Annotated in this window: 15 protein-coding genes; 6 read left to right on the forward strand and 9 right to left on the reverse strand. The window is 63.4% G+C overall.

All coding sequences use genetic code 11. The annotated features are described in order from the left end of the window. Positions 1-202 precede the first annotated feature (202 nt). Complete coding sequence (locus tag HPC46_RS11190) at positions 203-364, forward strand: hypothetical protein (RefSeq protein ID WP_179469720.1); 162 nt, start codon at positions 203-205, stop codon at positions 362-364. A gap of 269 nt (positions 365-633) precedes the next feature. Here the strand turns inward: HPC46_RS11190 and HPC46_RS11195 are convergent, their stop codons facing one another. Further along, complete coding sequence (locus HPC46_RS11195; RefSeq protein ID WP_179469722.1) at positions 634-1,470, reverse strand: spirocyclase AveC family protein; 837 nt, start codon at positions 1,468-1,470, stop codon at positions 634-636. A gap of 213 nt (positions 1,471-1,683) precedes the next feature. Between HPC46_RS11195 and HPC46_RS11200 the strand changes: the two genes are divergently transcribed. After that, the gene (locus HPC46_RS11200; RefSeq protein WP_179469724.1) at positions 1,684-2,340 is read left to right on the forward strand and encodes a TetR/AcrR family transcriptional regulator; all 657 of its coding nucleotides are present in this window, start codon (positions 1,684-1,686) and stop codon (positions 2,338-2,340) included. Positions 2,341-2,347: 7 nt separating this feature from the next. Here the strand turns inward: HPC46_RS11200 and HPC46_RS11205 are convergent, their stop codons facing one another. Both HPC46_RS11205 and HPC46_RS11210 read right to left on the reverse strand, forming a co-directional pair. After that, positions 2,348-3,376, reverse strand: coding sequence for a zinc-dependent alcohol dehydrogenase (locus HPC46_RS11205; protein ID WP_179469726.1), 1,029 nt, complete (start codon positions 3,374-3,376; stop codon positions 2,348-2,350). Between the two features lie 257 nt (positions 3,377-3,633). Further along, positions 3,634-4,899, reverse strand: coding sequence for a cytochrome P450 (locus HPC46_RS11210; protein ID WP_325096627.1), 1,266 nt, complete (start codon positions 4,897-4,899; stop codon positions 3,634-3,636). Positions 4,900-5,242: 343 nt separating this feature from the next. Between HPC46_RS11210 and HPC46_RS11215 the strand changes: the two genes are divergently transcribed. Beyond that, on the forward strand, positions 5,243-6,436 hold the full coding sequence (locus HPC46_RS11215) for an amidohydrolase family protein (RefSeq protein WP_179469728.1): 1,194 nt from the start codon (positions 5,243-5,245) through the stop codon (positions 6,434-6,436). Between the two features lie 6 nt (positions 6,437-6,442). Next, positions 6,443-7,303 (forward strand): SDR family NAD(P)-dependent oxidoreductase, encoded by an 861-nt coding sequence (locus HPC46_RS11220; protein ID WP_179469730.1) that lies wholly within the window; start codon positions 6,443-6,445, stop codon positions 7,301-7,303. Positions 7,304-7,496: 193 nt separating this feature from the next. Here the strand turns inward: HPC46_RS11220 and HPC46_RS11225 are convergent, their stop codons facing one another. From HPC46_RS11225 to HPC46_RS11235, 3 genes are all read right to left on the reverse strand, one after another. Next, the gene (locus HPC46_RS11225; protein WP_179469732.1) at positions 7,497-8,294 is read right to left on the reverse strand and encodes a thioesterase family protein; all 798 of its coding nucleotides are present in this window, start codon (positions 8,292-8,294) and stop codon (positions 7,497-7,499) included. Between the two features lie 136 nt (positions 8,295-8,430). Then, positions 8,431-8,631: a (2Fe-2S)-binding protein gene (locus tag HPC46_RS11230; RefSeq protein ID WP_179469734.1), complete on the reverse strand. Its 201-nt coding sequence runs from the start codon at positions 8,629-8,631 to the stop codon at positions 8,431-8,433. Positions 8,632-8,637: 6 nt separating this feature from the next. After that, positions 8,638-9,270, reverse strand: a complete 633-nt coding sequence (locus tag HPC46_RS11235) for a fatty-acid--CoA ligase (RefSeq protein ID WP_179469736.1) — start codon at positions 9,268-9,270, stop codon at positions 8,638-8,640. Positions 9,271-9,606: 336 nt separating this feature from the next. Between HPC46_RS11235 and HPC46_RS11240 the strand changes: the two genes are divergently transcribed. After that, the gene (locus HPC46_RS11240; protein WP_179469738.1) at positions 9,607-10,905 is read left to right on the forward strand and encodes a spinster family MFS transporter; all 1,299 of its coding nucleotides are present in this window, start codon (positions 9,607-9,609) and stop codon (positions 10,903-10,905) included. Between the two features lie 142 nt (positions 10,906-11,047). Here HPC46_RS11240 and HPC46_RS11245 read toward each other — a convergent pair whose 3' ends face one another. The 3 genes from HPC46_RS11245 to HPC46_RS11255 all read right to left on the reverse strand — a co-directional run bounded on the left by HPC46_RS11245 (position 11,048) and on the right by HPC46_RS11255 (position 15,337). Next, positions 11,048-12,955: a linalool dehydratase/isomerase domain-containing protein gene (locus HPC46_RS11245; RefSeq protein ID WP_179469740.1), complete on the reverse strand. Its 1,908-nt coding sequence runs from the start codon at positions 12,953-12,955 to the stop codon at positions 11,048-11,050. A gap of 77 nt (positions 12,956-13,032) precedes the next feature. Next, positions 13,033-13,749 carry a hypothetical protein gene (locus HPC46_RS11250; RefSeq protein WP_179469742.1) on the reverse strand — a complete coding sequence of 239 codons (717 nt, stop codon included), beginning with the start codon at positions 13,747-13,749 and terminating at the stop codon, positions 13,033-13,035. A 499-nt stretch (positions 13,750-14,248) separates the two neighbouring features. Then, on the reverse strand, positions 14,249-15,337 hold the full coding sequence (locus HPC46_RS11255; RefSeq protein ID WP_179469744.1) for a phosphotransferase: 1,089 nt from the start codon (positions 15,335-15,337) through the stop codon (positions 14,249-14,251). A 219-nt stretch (positions 15,338-15,556) separates the two neighbouring features. Between HPC46_RS11255 and HPC46_RS11260 the strand changes: the two genes are divergently transcribed. Beyond that, on the forward strand, positions 15,557-16,792 hold the full coding sequence (locus tag HPC46_RS11260; protein ID WP_179469746.1) for a cytochrome P450: 1,236 nt from the start codon (positions 15,557-15,559) through the stop codon (positions 16,790-16,792). Positions 16,793-16,826 lie beyond the last annotated feature (34 nt).

Consider the following 16,826-nt stretch of genomic DNA (forward strand, 5'->3'; position numbering starts at 1 on the left):
GTTCCCTTGCTACCGAGCAGTAGATGACACAGCGGGACATCCAGACGAGGATCGCCCACCCCGTACGACAAACAGGTCGTCTGGACACCTCACGCAAAGTGTCCTCGGGGTGGCAGCTTGAGCTGTGTCCTTCAAAGTAGTGCATTGCGGCACAGGCAATGTCGGCTCGTTTGCACTCCGGCAGATAATTGACCATCCCGACTTGGAACTCGTTGGTCGCTACCTCAGCACACCCGAGAAGGTGGCGTGCGATTCGGGTGAGGTCGTCAGTATGGACCCGGTGGGCGTCACCGCGACCGACAACTGGGCCGATTTGGTCGCGCTGACGGCAGATCGCCTGACCTACTTCGGTAACACAGTGTGAGTTGTCGTTCCGTATCGAGGTTCAGGGAGACCCGAGTCTCGAGGTCGAGCTGTCCCTCGGCGATGACGGCAATGCCCTCAGACCGATGCCTGTGGTCAACGCGATCCCCGCGGTGTGCCAAGCTCGGCAGGTCCTGCTGGGCCCCGTGGACGTGCCGCGTTATCGGAGTCGTAACACCGGAAAGCGGTAACTGGTGTGAGCCACTCCCCTACCGTGAGCACTCCACTCGACATCGAACATCGGGTGGGCGCCCTTGGCCCCCATTGAGTTTAGGCCGGCGGCTTCCCCGGCCCATCGAAGCCTGGGTAGCGCTGCGTTCCGCCCAGGCCGCCGTGCAGTGGCTGGTTGGGATAGCCCGGGAATATCTCTTCGGTCGGACCGACGTTTTGATATCCGGCCAGCTTGGTGATGAGGTGCGGCAGGAAGACCGCCGCGTAGGTCACATGGCCGACGACGATCACCGCGGCGATCGCCAACGCGATCGTCTTGCCCCTCGTCGACGTACGCTTGGCCGCCCACGACTCGAGCACTGTGCGGCCCTTCGAGTCCGTTCGGCCCATCAAGTAGGTGAACAGCATCATCTGCACACCCATCGCCAGCGTGTCATAGAGCGGGTACTGCCATTTCTCGCCTTCCCACAGCGCGAGCCCGCCTATCACGTAGCCGTACTGGGTTGAGCCGCCACGTGCCCCCAGAATCGCGTTGAACAGGAACGCCCAGGCACAGCCCACAACGAGGCCCACCGTGAGCAGCGTCCATGGCCGCCGCCAGTGGAACTTCGCGGCCAGCCATCGACCGATCGGGGCCCCTATAACGGCCGGCAAGACGAAGTAAGGGATGTAGCCCAGCGGTACCGAGGCGGGCAGGCCACCCCAGGTGTAGTTGAACGGCCACCACGAAGGCATCCGGGGCCACGACGGATCGAAGTTGGCGTAGCACGCCCAGTCGTATGGTGCCTCCATCCACGAGAACGACAACGCGCAGACCGACAGCAACAGAACGGGATTCAGCCGCCTCTGTCGATAGCTCAGGAGTGCGCCGAGTAAAAGGAAGAAGACACCGCCTGCCCACGCGAAGATGACGGTGATCAGTGTCGCGGTGCTCACTACTCAACCTTCTCGGGTGCGGCACCACGAGCCTCGGGGTCAAAGAAATACACCAATGCCCATATCAGGGCGATCAGGCCGAACAAAGTCCCGAGCATTATCAAGGCGCCCATGCGAGTAACCTTCCGACTGCACCGCTTAGATACCGGCCACTTTTCAAGTTAAGATAGTGGGTACTTCCTTGAAGAATGTCAACCACCCAGGTGCCCATCGATGACTACGTCCGCGCCACGCTCTGCCCGAGATCAGCCCTCGGCCAAGCGCCGGCCCCGCGGCGCCCCGCGGCGACTCATTCTCGATGCGGCGCGCGACCTGTTCGCCCGCCAGGACTACCGCAGCACGACGACGCGTGAGATCGCGCAGGCCTCTGGCATCGCCGAACATCTCTTGTTCCGACACTTCGGCTCGAAGGCTGCATTGTTCCGTGAATCCCTCGTGAAGCCGTTCACTGACTTCGTCGCCGAGTTCGGTGACACCTGGCAATCGGTCGCCCCCGAGCATGCGAACGACGACGATTCGCTCGCACAGCTGTTCGTCGGCCGACTCTACGACGTCTTCGTCGAGCACAAGGGACTGCTTGTGACCCTGATGAATTCGGACACGCTGACCGAGGCAGAGATGACCGACATCGGCATCGCTGACGTCAGAGAATCGCTCGAAGTTCTCGGACAGATCGCGGTCGAAGCCATGCGTTTGAGCGGCGTGCATCCCAGCGACGAAGATCTGCCCGTACATTCCACCGTCGCGACGATCGCGGGTATGGCGGCATTGCGATCGTCCTTTTTCGGCGCCGGCCAGCCGTCGCGCGACACGATAGTCAGCGAGCTCATCCGCGCGATCCTGCACGGCTTTCTGCATCGGCCCGACTGACGAGGCCCTAACCGGAATGGGTCATGTGACGGACGAGCACCTTGATGTCTGCGGTCGACCCTGAATGCAGCTCCCGAAGCTTGGCGTCGGCCTTGCCGAGTTCGACGACCGAGGTGACCAGCGCTTCGGCCTTTACCTTTCCCAAGGCCAGCAGCTCCAGCGCTTCGGTGAAGTCGTTGCGGCTGTAACCCGTCGAGCCGATGATGACGACTTCCTTCAGCGCGACCGCCATCAGCTGAACTTCAGCCGGCGCTGAGGCGATCCCGAGAATGACAATGCGCGTGCCGTATCCGGCAACATCGACGTTGTGCTGAAGGCAGTCGGCGCGACCCGTGCAGTCGAGGATGGCGGCCACACCCTCGGGGAAGTGTTCGGCCACCATTGCCGCGACGTCGGCCGGTTCCGCCGTCAGCACTCCCCGTCGCGCCGCCATCGCCCGACGCTCGGGGTTGGGCTCGACGACGAGGATTCGCTCGTGCCCGTAGGCCTTGAGGACCTCGAGAGTCAACGCCCCGATCGGGCCTGCGCCCGTGATCACCACGCTGTCGCCACCGGACACTCGGGCGTGCCGGACGCCGCGCACGGCGACCGCGAGCGGTTCGGCCAGTGCAGCGTGCTCGAGGCTGAGATGGTCGGGTACGCGGTGGAGCATATAGGCCGGCACCACCACCGAATCCCCCAGGCCGCCAGGGCATCCCAACCCAGGCCCACCCATGATTCCGGCGATGCAGACGGCGTTGTCGTCGCCTCGGCACTCCCGGCACGACCCGCAGGACTTGATCGGCCGAACCACCACGCGATCGCCCGCGCTCCAGCCAGAAACACCGGAACCCGTTTCGCGCACCACTCCGGAGAACTCGTGGCCCATGACGTGTCCGGCCAGCGGCTCAGGCGCCCCGAAAAAGATCAGTAAATCCGAACCGCAGAGTCCGCAGAACGCGACGTCGACCCGCACCTCATCGGCACTCAGAGGCTGTTCCTCGACCTCGATCACCGATAGTGTGCGGTCACTGCTGATTGCTGCTGCAACATTCACTTTCGCCTCCTTGCCTCGCCCCGCCTGGCGACGGAACCCTTCGGCACGCTCGGGTGCTCGCGCCATCTCAGGTGAGAACACGCATTCTGATCGCCGAGCATAGTGTCTTTCAACGGCAAATGGTGCGATCGTCTCGGCAGAGTCTCAAAAGGCCTTCCCGCGGATGGTGCAGGGCCCAACGAGTTACTGGAGAACGTAATGTCGGTTCTGGGGCGCGGGCGTGGTGCTGGTGTTCGCGAGACGTCGACCGGGGACGCTCACACCTGTTTGGAGCAGGCGTTCGCGACAGCCGGGTCCTCGTCGAACGTGAGATGCAGCGCTACTGGGCCGCTCACGCCGAGTATCGGCTTCCAGTGCGTCGGAGCGACCCGGCGCAGGTTCGGTAGGCGCGCTGCCAAGATCCGCACTGCCCCAGCAAGTTCACGCCTGGCGAGGTTCGCTCCCAGGCAGTAGTGCACTCCACCACCGAAAGTCAGGATGGCCGGCGCGTCCGCGCGGCCGATGTCGAAGCGATCAGGAACTTCGTAGACCGCCGGATCCCGGTTTGCTGCGAACGTGTTGATGATGATGAGGGCGCCCCGCGGAAACACATAGCCGCCGAATTCAGTGTCCTCGAGGGCCATTCGGGCCGAACCGCAGATGGCGGGCGAGTGTCGCATGGTCTCCTCAACGGCAGACGCCGCCAAATCCGGCCGCCGGCCGAGTAATGCCCACGATTCCGGGTGGTCGGCCAGCACATCGATGGAGGCGGCCAGCTGGTTGCGCGTGGTATCGGTCCCGGCCATCAACAGCCCCGTCACCAACATGCGCAGCTCCGCTCCATTGAGCTTGTCGCCGTCGTCCTGGGCGCGGATGAGTTCGGAGAGCAGGTCCTCGGTCAGGTGGCGGCGTCGGCGCGCCACCATCTCATCTACATACGCATCGAGTTCCGCCCAGGCCGCCATAATGATCGGTTCGTCACGCGGGGCGTTCGACGCCATACCGAACGCTTTGAAGACAGCGTCGGTCCAGGCTGAGATCTGCTGCCAGTCTTGCCGCGGGGCCCCGATCAGCGCACAGATGATCGGTACCGGGTAGGGCCGAGCGATTGCGTCGACGAATTCGCACAGCTCGTCGCTGATGACGCCGTCGATGAGTTCGTTGACGATCCCATCGATCGTCTCGTCGAGCCGCGCGGTCGACCGCGGAGTGAAAGCCTTGGACACCAGGCTGCGCAGGCGGCGGTGAGGGGGACCTTCTAGGCAAATGATGTTGCTACACACCTTGTCCCACATCGGCCCTGACGTCACCCCCTGTGCCATCAGGTTCATACCCGGCGGCATGACAAACCGTTCATCACGCAGGATCGCTCGGGTCAACTCGTAAGAGAGAATTTCCGGCCCGACCGGTCCGATCGCGACCGGGGCGAGTCGCTGAGCTTCGCGAATCTCGGGATAGGCCTGCCCCGGCGTGGCATACAGGTCGTAGTCCAGCACAGGCAGGCCCGCGTCGAAGACGCTGCACGCTCGAGTACCGGCAGTCACAGAGGCACTCCCTTTCGCGCTGCTGACAACACTTCGGTCACGCCTGAGGGCCCGCTCTCGCACGGCCAAAGTTCGTGCTGTTCCCTTGCGCGAGCAAGCATCTCGCGGTGAACCACTCGACCCGGCGCGAGCACTTGCTCGGGGTTGAGCCGCGTCTAGATCGCCGAGGCGCTTCTGCTGCGCAATCGGCTGGACAACTGTAGCAATGTGCCTATCTGGCCGCCAAGGAGCGAGTCCGCGGCCAGCCCGTGCGGCCATGTCGTCTGCGCGCGATAGCACTGCGTGATACTTTTGTTCTCCATATTGAGAAGTGCCGTTCTCTCTATCCACGAGGAAGCGCAGCATGACGAAGTCCGCTGGTTATCCGGTATACGACGCCGACAACCACATGTACGAAACCCGTGATGCGCTGCTGAAGTACCTCCCCAAGGAGTACGCCGGAGCAGTGCGATACGTCGAAATCGATGGCCGCACGAAAATCATGTTCAAGAACCACCTCAGCGACATGATCCCCAATCCCACATTCGCGCGCGTCGCGCGGCCCGGCAGCGCCGAGGAATGGTTTCACGGTCGCAATCCCGAAGGAAAATCCTTCCGGGAGTTCATCGGCGAGGCGATGGACGTCCTACCGGCCTTTCAGGAGCCAGGCGCGAGACTCGAGCTGATGGACGAGCAGGGCCTCACCGCCGCGGTGATGTACCCAACCCTGGCGAGCCTGGTGGAAGAGCGCACCGCCGACGACGTGCACCTGACCCACGCGATCCTGCACGCGCTCAATCAGTGGATGTACGAGCACTGGACGTTCGACTACCAGGGTCGCATCTTCGCCACTCCGGTGATCTCGCTGGCGATCGTCGAGAAGGCGATCGAGGAACTGCACTGGTGCCTCGAACGCGGCATGAAGACATTCCTGGTCCGGCCCGCCCCGGTTCCGAGCATCACGGGTAAGACGCGGTCGCCGGGGCTGCCCGAATTCGATCCGTTCTGGCAGGCAGTCGTCGACGCGGGAGTGCCCGTGACGTTCCACGGATCCGACAGCGGCTACGCGAAACACCTCGCGGAGTGGGAGGGCGGCGACGAGCAGGGGTCCTTCGGCCGTCATGGTGCGCTGCACCAGATTGTGATCGGCCACCGCGCGATCGAGGACACCATGTCTGCGCTGATCTGCCACGGCGCGCTGTCCCGCTTTCCCGAGCTGAAGGTGCTCAGCGTCGAGAACGGGTCCAGCTGGGTACGTGGCCTTCTCGATCAGCTCGACAAGGCCTACGGAATGATGCCGCAGGAATTCGCTGAGCCTCCGGTCGAGGTGTTCCGCCGGAACATCTGGGTTCACCCGTTCCTCGAAGATGACTTCGGCGAGATCCTCGGACTCGTCGGCGAGGACCACGTGCTGTTCGGCTCGGACTTCCCCCACCCGGAGGGCGTCGCCAACCCCTTGGCGTTCGCCGACCGGCTAGCCGGGCTGCCGGCGACAACCGTCGAGAAGTTCATGGGGGCCAACTACGCTGGGGTCCTCGGCGTCGAGGCTAGAGCCTAGGGCGCGATGAGCATCCAAGCCCCCGACAACGTCCCGCCGATCGGCGACTGGAATCGATTGCTGGAGGGACGCGTTGCCGTCATCACAGGAGGCGGCGACGGGATCGGCGGGGCGATCTCGCGGTTATTCGCCGCGCACGGCGCATTGATCGAAATCGCCGAAATCGACCCAGAACGTGCATCGCTGATACAGAAAGAAATCGAGCGCACGGGTGGAGTCGCACGATCACACATTGTCGACGTGCGTAACGATGACCATGTGGAGCGGCTGGCGGCAGCCGTCCTCGAAAAGCATGGGCACATTGACGTATTGGTGAACAACGTGGGCGACTACCGGCCCATCGTTCCCTTTGAACGGTCCGGCCCGGACTCGTGGGAACAGATGTATCAATACAACCAACGACACGTCTACGCGGTCACCCGCGCTTTCACGGACTCGATGATCAGTGCCCGGCGCGGATCGATCGTCAACATCCATTCCGTCGAGGGGATGCGGGGATACCCACAAGATCCGGTCTACGGGTCGATGAAGGCGGCCATCGCGCACTTCACCACCTGCCTGGCGGTTTCACTCGGGCACCTCGGCATCCGGGTCAACGGGATCGGGACCGACTTCACTCAAACTCCCGCAGTGGACTACTTCGCGGGCTTTGAGGAGCATCAACATCTCTGGCCGACATGGGCGCCGGTAGGCAGGCTCGGCTGGCCGGAGGACCAAGCGCGCGTCGCGCTGTTCCTGGCCTCAGATCAGTCCGCATACGTCACCGGGCACAACATTCCGGTGGACGGCGGCACCAGGGCCGGTGGCGGATGGTTCTGGTCGCTCACCACACAGTCATGGGTACATCGGCCGACATCACTCAAGTAGGCCGCTCGGCATCACGGGTGCCGACTCGGCCCCGCTGCAACGGTTCGAAAGGGAGCGCGAGGTGCAGGAGATACGTGAAGTCCGTGGGCAAGTCGGCGAAATCGGCTTCGCAGAAACTCATTTCACGACTGACGACGCCGTTCCCGAGCTTCCGGATACTGAATTCACTCGAGTCCGAAGGGATGTGCCGCCGCTAGTTCTGCGAAGGAGGCCGGAAGCCGCCGTGCGCGAGGGCAACCGCGACACAGGTCCCTACCGGGCCTTGTGTGTCAACGAGTGTCGCCGAGCCCGTCGCCACGCCCTCGGAGCTGTGGTGCGCTTCGGCCGCAAGCCCGAGCACCGGTCCTTGCGGTAGGCGACTCAGCGTCACGGTGTAGTCGGCATTGATGAATTGCAAGCCCGCAGTTCCCCAATTGGACAGCGAGGCTGTGATATCCCCGGCCATCGCCGCGCGCACGAACGGTGTGAGTTCTTCGCCTTCGACCGCAGGTTGAGTCATATTGAGCCACGCGTACTTCCGGCCGGCCTCGCCGGACCAGTCCTGGTCCGGGTTCTGTATCGGCGCGCCCCAACCGTAGGTGTGAATGAAAAGTGCCGCAGCAGCCACATCGTCGTCCGAGGGTAACGGCGGCATCACAACCTGCGGCGACCATACGTCGCCGCCAGGCTGCACGCATCGCCGGAGAAACAGCCCACTCGCCCTGGCGACGATCGCGCCGCGCTGCGCCAAGGAGGCTTCGACGAGTCGGAGTCGTCGACCGTCGCGCAGTATTTCGGTGTGCAGTTCAACGGGTTCGAGGGCCATGGGCTTCGGCAAGTCGACGGTCAGCCTGGCCGGTTGCATATCGCTGTCGCCGACGACGCGTTCGAGCGCCCATGCCAATAGGCCGCCGACCGCATGACCGCTGACAGACTCGCCCCACCCACCCCGTGCTGTCGAGCCGGGAACAAAGCCCCCGCCTTCACGAGCGAAACATGCACCCAACTCCATCGACGCACCTTCCCAATCGTGGCCACGACGCCTATCGGCAGGGTTACAGTAGCACCGCCGGGTAGTGCGCAAAGCCTCGGCTGTAGCGCCAACAGATGTGGGATAGGAAGTCCACGCGCTCTGGGAGTTTCCGGCCTCATGAACCCGATTGAGTGCCGCTCACAGGGCGAGAGCCGTCGGACGCCGCATCGATAATCGCTGTGCTATTGCGCCGACATCGGCCGCACTGCGAGCTCGCTCCGGTTTCCGCGGCAACCTGCTTGGAGGTGATGGCGCCCGCCTTGATCGCGTCCTTGACGTCTTGACTGGTCACTCCCAGACAGAGGCAGACATACATGAGGGCTTACCTCCCCGGGCGTTGGGCGGGAAAGTGAATGGCGAAATCAGCCGACCCGAGGAAGACGGGCGGGTATATGCCTACCCCGGCGGAGGTGAGCCAGGCGGCCGCCGCATCGGACTTGGACAGCCACAGATGTGCATGGGCCTGGTTGTCGACTGTCAAGAGGAGCATCAGCTCGCGACGGTCGTCGAATGCTTGGTATACCCGCACCTTGCGGATACCGTATCGGCGAAATCGGGCTAGCGAAGCCTTGACCTGCACAACGAACGCCTCCGGTTCTGGTACGGGAAAGATTGCGGCGACGATGAATTCACGGCTCAGCGGCGACGGGTCGGCGGTGTCGTTGTGGAAGACAATGTCACCTGCGAAGACAGCGGGTACCTCGTCCAAGCCAACCGCGTCGAACCAATCGAGAAGGTAGTGAGACCCAAGAAGTTGCCGCATCGGTTGTCGCGACCTGAAGCCGATCGTCGTCAGTACCCGGGTTGGTTCAACGTCTGAATGGTGAACGACGACCTGATGGGCACCGAGCGCGCCGAGGGTGTCCCGGTTGCGATCCAGGACTGTCCGCACCCGGTCTGGCTCTGGGATCGAGAACTCCATCGCGAGCAGAATCACGGGAATCTCGCGACTCACGCTGCGATCCCTTCTGTGAGAGAACATTTTGCGATCAGAGCGTGATCGCCCCTCGGACGACGATCATGGGCATGTCGAGCACCGTGTTGACAAGCATCACGTCTCCTTTGTCGTTCGACGCGTCCTTGACGGGCGGCCCACACCTCGCTGGCCACCGCGAGCTGTTGACGGCCGCAAGAGTCCGCTGACGCCCCATATATCTCAAGTATGCGAAATATTGATTCTCACATCGAAGAACAATAATTTTTCCCGGTCGTCCGCGCGGATCGCCAACCGCCTATCCTCATTCCAAAGAACCACTGTTAATCGCAACATCCAGATGCCAGGCCGGGTGCAATGACCGAATTCGCTCTTGTCAGCAGTCCAGCTCATCAGATTCATCGACCGCTTCGCGCGTGGTCAGCCGTACTGCTGCTCACCGGAGTTGGTGTGCTGAACTACGCCGACCGCTTCCTGCCCGCGATCCTCGCTGAACCAATCAAAGCCGAACTGCACCTGTCCGACACGGCGATCGGAGTCATCAACGGGTTCGGCTTCCTGATCGTCTACGCCGTCGTCGGCATCCCGATCGCTCGGATCTCCGACAAGGGTGCATTCGGACTGGTGATCGCCGGCTGCCTGACCCTGTGGGGCGCGATGACGATGCTCGGCGGAGTGGTCCAATCCGGGTACCAACTCGCGGCCACGCGGGTGGGTGTGGCGATCGGAGAGGCCGGCAGCAACCCGGCTGCGCACGCCTACGTGGCCCGCAACTTCGCCCCGGAACGCCGGGCAGCGCCGCTTGCCGTGACCACCCTCGCGATACCGATATCCAGCGCCGCCGGCTTGCTCGCCGGGGGTATGCTCGCTGAATATCTCGGCTGGCGTGCGGCATTCGCGATTCTGGGCGGACTGAGTGTGGCCGCCGCCCCGCTACTGTTGGCGGTACTCGGCCCACGCCAAGCCATGCCCCCCACCCCCGCACCTGCGCGGGCGGTAGTCATCAAATGGTGGGAGCTTCTCCGCATCCCGAACTACGTCGCCATCGTGGCGGGTGTTGCGTGCATCTCCATCGCCGGATACTCGCTCTCGACCTTCGCCCCGGCCTACCTCATGCGGGTACGCGATATGTCGCTGTCAGAGGTCGGAGTGCAGTACGGCATCGCCAGCGGCGCGATCGGAGTGCTGGGCCTTCTCGTCGTCGGGCGCTTGGCCGACATCTTGTCGAACAAGGATCGCCGCTGGCTGCTGTGGCTGGTCATCGCGATCATCGCAGTGGCCCTACCATTTTCGATCCTCGCGTTCATCGTGACTCAAGCGGGTCTCGCGGTCTTTTTCATCGCGATGAGCTACATCGTGGGAGCCGCTTATATGGCACCGTCGGTAGCGGCCATTCAGCTGCTGGTCCCGACGGAGCTGCGGGCCACGGCGTCGGCAATTTTCCTTTCCGCGGCCGCCATCATCGGCGCATCCGGACCCTTCGTGACCGGTCTCATCAGTGACACGCTTAGAGATGACATCGGCGTCGCATCGTTGGGCCGGGCGTTGATCATCGTACCTGTCGCGCAAGTACTAGCCGGAATCTGTTTCGCTCTGGCCGCCAAGGGATTCAACGAGAAGGTCATAGACAACGGCCCGGTACTCCTCGAGCCCTGAGGCCGACGCCGGCCGAATGGTCACCCCCGCCTTGGTGTCGCCGCTCTGATCGGCGGGGGATCGCTAGTCACCCGCGGCTTGCGTCGCACGCGGTAGATCAGGGTGACCATCTCAGTCCAGATGCGGTCGCAGTTGAGGATCATCACGCCTTCCCGGAGTCGGTAGGCTCCAGCCGCAGCCGGGTGAACCCGGTGACGGCAACCGACGTGACGGCTCGACCGTCCGCGTCGGCGATGAACTCGGCGACTTCACGTTCCGAGTCACCGCTGAGGTTGGTGACCGTGTAGCACCGATGCGGCTCGAGTGCCTCCAGCGTGAGACCAACATCGGGCAGGTCATGCTCCCCGCTCGGCGTGAGCGCCAGATCCAGTGACCGACCGTCAGTCGATCGGGCAAGTACGACGAGAACGTCATCCCACGCCGTATCGATCAGCAGCGGTCCGGTAGGGGGAACATACCCCCGAATGTTCAACTCGCCCAGGCTCAGCGGCGCCGACCACCGGGCCACCAGGAATCCCCCAATGCTTGCTGCGCTTCCGTCGAGCGGACGTTCGGGCCAACGGGCACCGGTGGCCAATTGGGCATCAGCCCCTGCGATTGCGGCGCGGGCAAGCGTCTCGTCGCCGACCAATGCCGCTCCGCCGATCAACTTCGTCCATGTCGTGACGGCAGTCGACGTCTGACGGTGTCGATCAGGTTCTCGAGGCAATTCCAAGTCCAGCTTGCCGTCGACGACCATGCTCGACAACGCGTCCATCATCGGTCTGGCCTCCTTGAGGTCCAGCGCCAGCGCCCGCCGGTAGTGACCCGGCAGAATGTCGATGAAGCGGCCGCTGGCGTGAGCATGGTATGCACCACCCGGCATCTCTCCTGTGTCCCAAGATAATCCAGTCAAATTGCTCCGGATGTGCGAATAGCTGCCGTCAGGAGTGAGGTATTCCTCGTCGAGCGTTCGTCGCCACCTGTCTTTGTAGTCTGCCCACTTGGTGGTTCCGTGCAACTTGTCGTGGCCGTACATCCCCTGGGCGGCGAAGATATTGCAGACCGTGAACGACCATCCGGGCTCGCAGGGAAAGAAGCCCAGACGGCTGTTCTCGAAATTTCGCTGCACCGCCTCGATGATCGAGTGGTGGTCATACGGGAACTCTCGGCCGTCTTTCCACACGAAGTTCAGCGACCCCGGCTGGTCGAAGTACGCCGAGCCGGTCGCCGCTTCGAAGTTACCCAACACGTCGCCGAGGAACCCGGAGAACATGATGTTGTCTTTCTTGATCGGGTCCGGGTCGGCACTGAAGTTACCCAACAGATTCAGTGTGCGCCAATAGCCCCAGACCCGTAAGTCGGTGTTCTTCAACACCATCCGGGTCAGCGCTTCTCGCGCTTGGCGCTGCCCGTTAGGTACGTAGTTCGCAGCGAAGATGCACATTGCCCAGCAGTAGGAGAACACCTGATAGCGAAGCTGGGTGCCACCGTGGAATTGTTCGCCCCAGTCAAAGCCCTTCAATCCGTCGTGCGGCTGCTGCGCCAGGTCGTAGCACCACCGGACCAGCTCGGCGTCGACCGCGTCAGGCTCGCGCGGTCCCGGATGCCCACTAGGCAACTCGACCGATGCGAGGTATTCGTTCAGTTCACCGACTTTGGCACGCTTGGCACGAAATCGGCTCTCCAGCTTCCAGAGTCCCGTGCCTGCAACCATCACCGCGAGCAGGTAGACCACCGGTACGCTCCACGGCCAGGTGGTGCCCTGCTCGAGAAACAGCCGCGGCGAATCCACCAGCGACCAGGCAATAATCGCGCTGCCCAACCACACCAGGGGAATCGCCAGATGCGCGCTGATCCCCCACCACAACACCAGCGCCACCACAAGTAGCACGACGCTGAACAGGAAGGCGATGGGGTGCGCTGTATAGAGCAAACCTCCGCCGGGAAAGACCAAAGAGAGCCCGAAAGCCCGCGCGGAGTCCGTTGCGACACCGAAAACCAGCACTGCTGCGAATAATTCGACCAGGCCGACACCGACCGCGGTGCGGGCCAACAGGCGGCGCGTCACGGGACCGAATCGGACAGGTCGCGGCTCAAGCAGGGGAATGGGTGCCGGCGAATCGGCTTGTGCGGGAACTGTTTGGGTCATGTGCTTCCAGGCTCCTCGATGACGTGCGATGCGCTGCCAGCGCGAAGGTGCTCCGCCAGCCGGTCGATGGCCGCGGCCAGCGGATCGTGTTCGACAGTCGGACGGTAGAGGACCGCGGCGGCGGCCGGGTCGTCGACGAAGTTGAGCCACACCCGGCCTGCCGCGACGAGTCGTTCGTCGTCGCTACGTTCGCTGCCCCGCGCCGCGGCGCCGAGCACGCGCTGACGCAGAGCGGGCCAGTCCTGCTGATCGGTCCAACCACGGGAGTGCGCGATCGCCGTAACCAGCGCGTGTTCCCAGTCGCGACATTTGCCGGCCGAGAGTCCCAGCGGACTCCACCACCACGCTGGTCGGTGGCCGCGACGTATGGCGAAAGGGCCGGCCAGAGCGAGGCGCCACCGCTGGGCCGCCGCGCTGTCCTGGGCGTCTTCCAATGCCACCGCGACCAGGGTTGCATCGAGCGGGCGCACCCAGGTCGGTTCGCTGCACGGCACGCCCACCCGGCAACGGCGCGCGTCTGCGGTCAACTGCTCGATCCCGGTTGCGTCGAGGAGCCCGCACATCATCATTGCGGCCCTGGTGTGGGCATGATCGGCGCGCAGCGGATCACCGGTAAAGCGCCACCGTGCGACCGCACCGACCCGGCGCGCCCGTCGACGTACCTCCGGCGAGCCCAGGACGTCTAGCGTGGCGTCGTCGACGGCTCGCGCCATGGACAAGAGGGCAATCGCTCGACAGCGCTCGGGTACCGACAACTCGGTCAGGGTCCGCGGTTGAGATCGCGACCGCCGCCCGGCGAGCCAGCGGAATCCAGGCACCCCCGCCAGAGTCGCACGAGCCCAACCCGCCATCGCCAAGAAAAGCAGCACTAGAGGAAACTCATGCGACTGCGTGTATGTCACCACTGCCGCAGCCGCATCAGACGCCTCGTGCGTCGTACTCCCCCACTTCGCGGAGGCGACCATCGAGGCGATCACGATCAGTGCGACAAGCCAGTCCGTTCCCCACAACAGCCACGCGGTGGTCCCTGCGGCAGCGCAGACCATGAAAACCACCGCAAGCACTGGCCGTGCTTCGAGCATTCCGGCCCCCGGAATCAGGAAGCTGCGCGCAGCGTGCACACCGGGGTGACCGCACCCGAAAGCGATTACAGCCGGAGTCAGGGTCACGCAAACCGCGATCAGCCAGCGTGACCACGGCGTGCGGAGCGGGTCACTCAAGGAGTTCGAGCGCATCGAGTTCAAGCGCCTGCCGTCCGTGACGTTGGATCATCGAGGCCAGCAACCTCTCTCCTCGTTCGGTCTTTTCGGCCATCAAAGATGCGGAGACGGAGTTGAACACACCCCACAACGAACCGAGACGGTAGTCGCGCCATGTGGTGTCCGCCGCAACCGAAACCCCGGCGGACGTAAGTTGGGCGTGATACTCCGCCACGAGATCACGCTCAACACTTGCGCGCCCGGTCTGGTCGGCAAAGCTCCCCCCGATCAGGTACGCGATATCGCCGGCTGCGAAACCAATATTCAGCGCCTGAAAGTCGACCACTGTCACCGGCGGTGCATCCGGCCCGGCACCAAAGAGCAAGTTGTCGGCACGGAAATCGTTGTGCACCAGGGTCCTTGGAGTACCGAGACCGACCGGTAGTCGGCCAGCGCTCGGCGCGAACTGTTCGATCAAATGAATGACGTCGGCATCGAGCTGGTTGCCGAATCGATCGAGGAAGTCCGGCAGCGCGGCTTCGAAGACGGCCTGGGTCAGGGCCGCGATGTCAACGAGAGAGGTCAGCGGCTGCCCGGCTGTGACGATCGCCTCGATCGACGGGTCACCCCACCGGGGCGCGTGCAACTTGACGGCTTGCGCGATGGCGATCGCGATCTGATCGGCTGACAGGCCCGCCACTTGGTCGCCAGCAACCGCATCCACAATGTCTTCGAGCAGCAAGACGAAGTCCTGTGCCTCTCCGTCGTACGCGGCGTAGTAGCACCGCGGCGTTCGTACTTCGACGAGCGCGGCCACCTGGTCGTAGAACACGTGTTCTCGCAGGTAAGTGCCGGAACCAAACAGGGCTGCCCGCGGCATCGGATCGACGCACGGCACCTTGGCCATCAACGTCTTCGGATGGCCGTCGGGCACGTCCCACGTGAGTCCGATCCGTGCTACCCGCCCAGCCTGTCCGGTTCCGACGTAGCCAATGAAGTGCGCATCGATCAGGTCGGCCCCACGCGTGATAGCCGACTTCTGCAGTGCGCGTCGCACCCAGTCGGCACTGATGGTTTCGGGATCACTCAGGACTTGGGCCATCGACAGCTACTCCTTACACGGGCGACGGTGCACGCGGGTCACTCCTCGTGCATACAAGTATGCATCTTCGGCCGGGCGATCTCATCGAAGCCGGGTTTCAGCGATGCTGGATGTGTTCGTATTCTCGATCCAGAACCTCTACTCTCGATTTCGAGAACATCTGAAAACGCCATGATCCGGGATTGCGTAGCCGTCTGCACTTGTGGAGGAAGCGAAGACATGAGCCGAGTTACCGACGACGCCGCGCTGGTGTTCGTCGACCCGCAGGCCTACACCGACGAGACCCGTCTACACGCGGCATTCGCGCACCTGCGTGCCAATGATCCGGTGGCATGGGTCGAAGCATCGGGCTACAACCCGTTCTGGGCGATCACCAAGTACGACGACATCATGGCCGTCGAGCGGGCCAACGACACCTTCACGAATTCGCCCCGGCCCGTGCTGGCCACCGCCGAGCAGGACGAACAGTCCGCTCAGCTGGGCGTCAATACCTTGATTCACATGGACGACCCTGAGCACCGCAAAGTCCGCGCGATCGGTGCCGATTGGTTTCGCCCCAAGGCCATGCGCGCGTTGAAGGTCCGTGCCGACGAGTTGGCGAAAGAACATGTCGACAAGATGCTCGCCGTCGGCAACGAATGCGATTTTGCCCAAGAAATCGCGGTCAACTATCCGCTGTACATGATCATGTCTCTGCTCGGCGTACCGGAGGCCGACTTCCCGCTGATGCTGCGGTTGACACAGGAGATGTTCGGCAACGCCGACGCGGAGATGCAGCGCGGCGGCGACGACGTCCTGGCGTCGCTGATGGAGATGTTCGCCTATTTCAATGACCACACCGCGGCGCGGCGAAAGAAGCCCACCGAGGATCTGATCTCGGCAATCGCCAACGCCAGGATCGACGGCGAGCCGCTGTCCGACATCGAGACGGTGTCGTATTACCTCATCGTCGCGACCGCGGGCCATGACACGACCAGTGCGACGATCGCCGGTGGTCTGCACGCCCTGATCGAGAATCCAGATCAGCTGCATCGTCTGCAGCAGGACCCGTCGCTGATTCCGGCAGCCACCGAAGAAATGATCAGGTGGGTCACCCCGGTCAAGCACTTCATGCGGACCGCCCAGCATGACGCTGTCGTTCGCGACACAACGATCGCCGCCGGCGAATCATTGCTGCTGGCTTACCCGTCGGGCAATCGCGACGAAGACGTCTTCGACAATCCTATGAAGTTCGACATCAGCCGGGCACCCAACAAGCACGTCGCTTTCGGCTTCGGTGTCCACTTCTGTCTAGGTGCCGCTCTCGCCCGACTAGAGCTCAACAGCTTCTTCACCGAATTGGTCTCGCGCCTGACGTCGATCGAAATGACCTCCCAACCCGAGTGGATGGCCACGACGTTCGTCGGCGGCATCAAGCACCTGCCGATCCGCTACGAGCTCACCGAGCCGCAGTGACTCCCTCAGGGGCTCCCGCGTCCAGGCCAGCCGG

Source organism: Mycolicibacterium vinylchloridicum (genome assembly GCF_013404075.1).
GTDB lineage: Bacteria > Actinomycetota > Actinomycetes > Mycobacteriales > Mycobacteriaceae > Mycobacterium > Mycobacterium vinylchloridicum.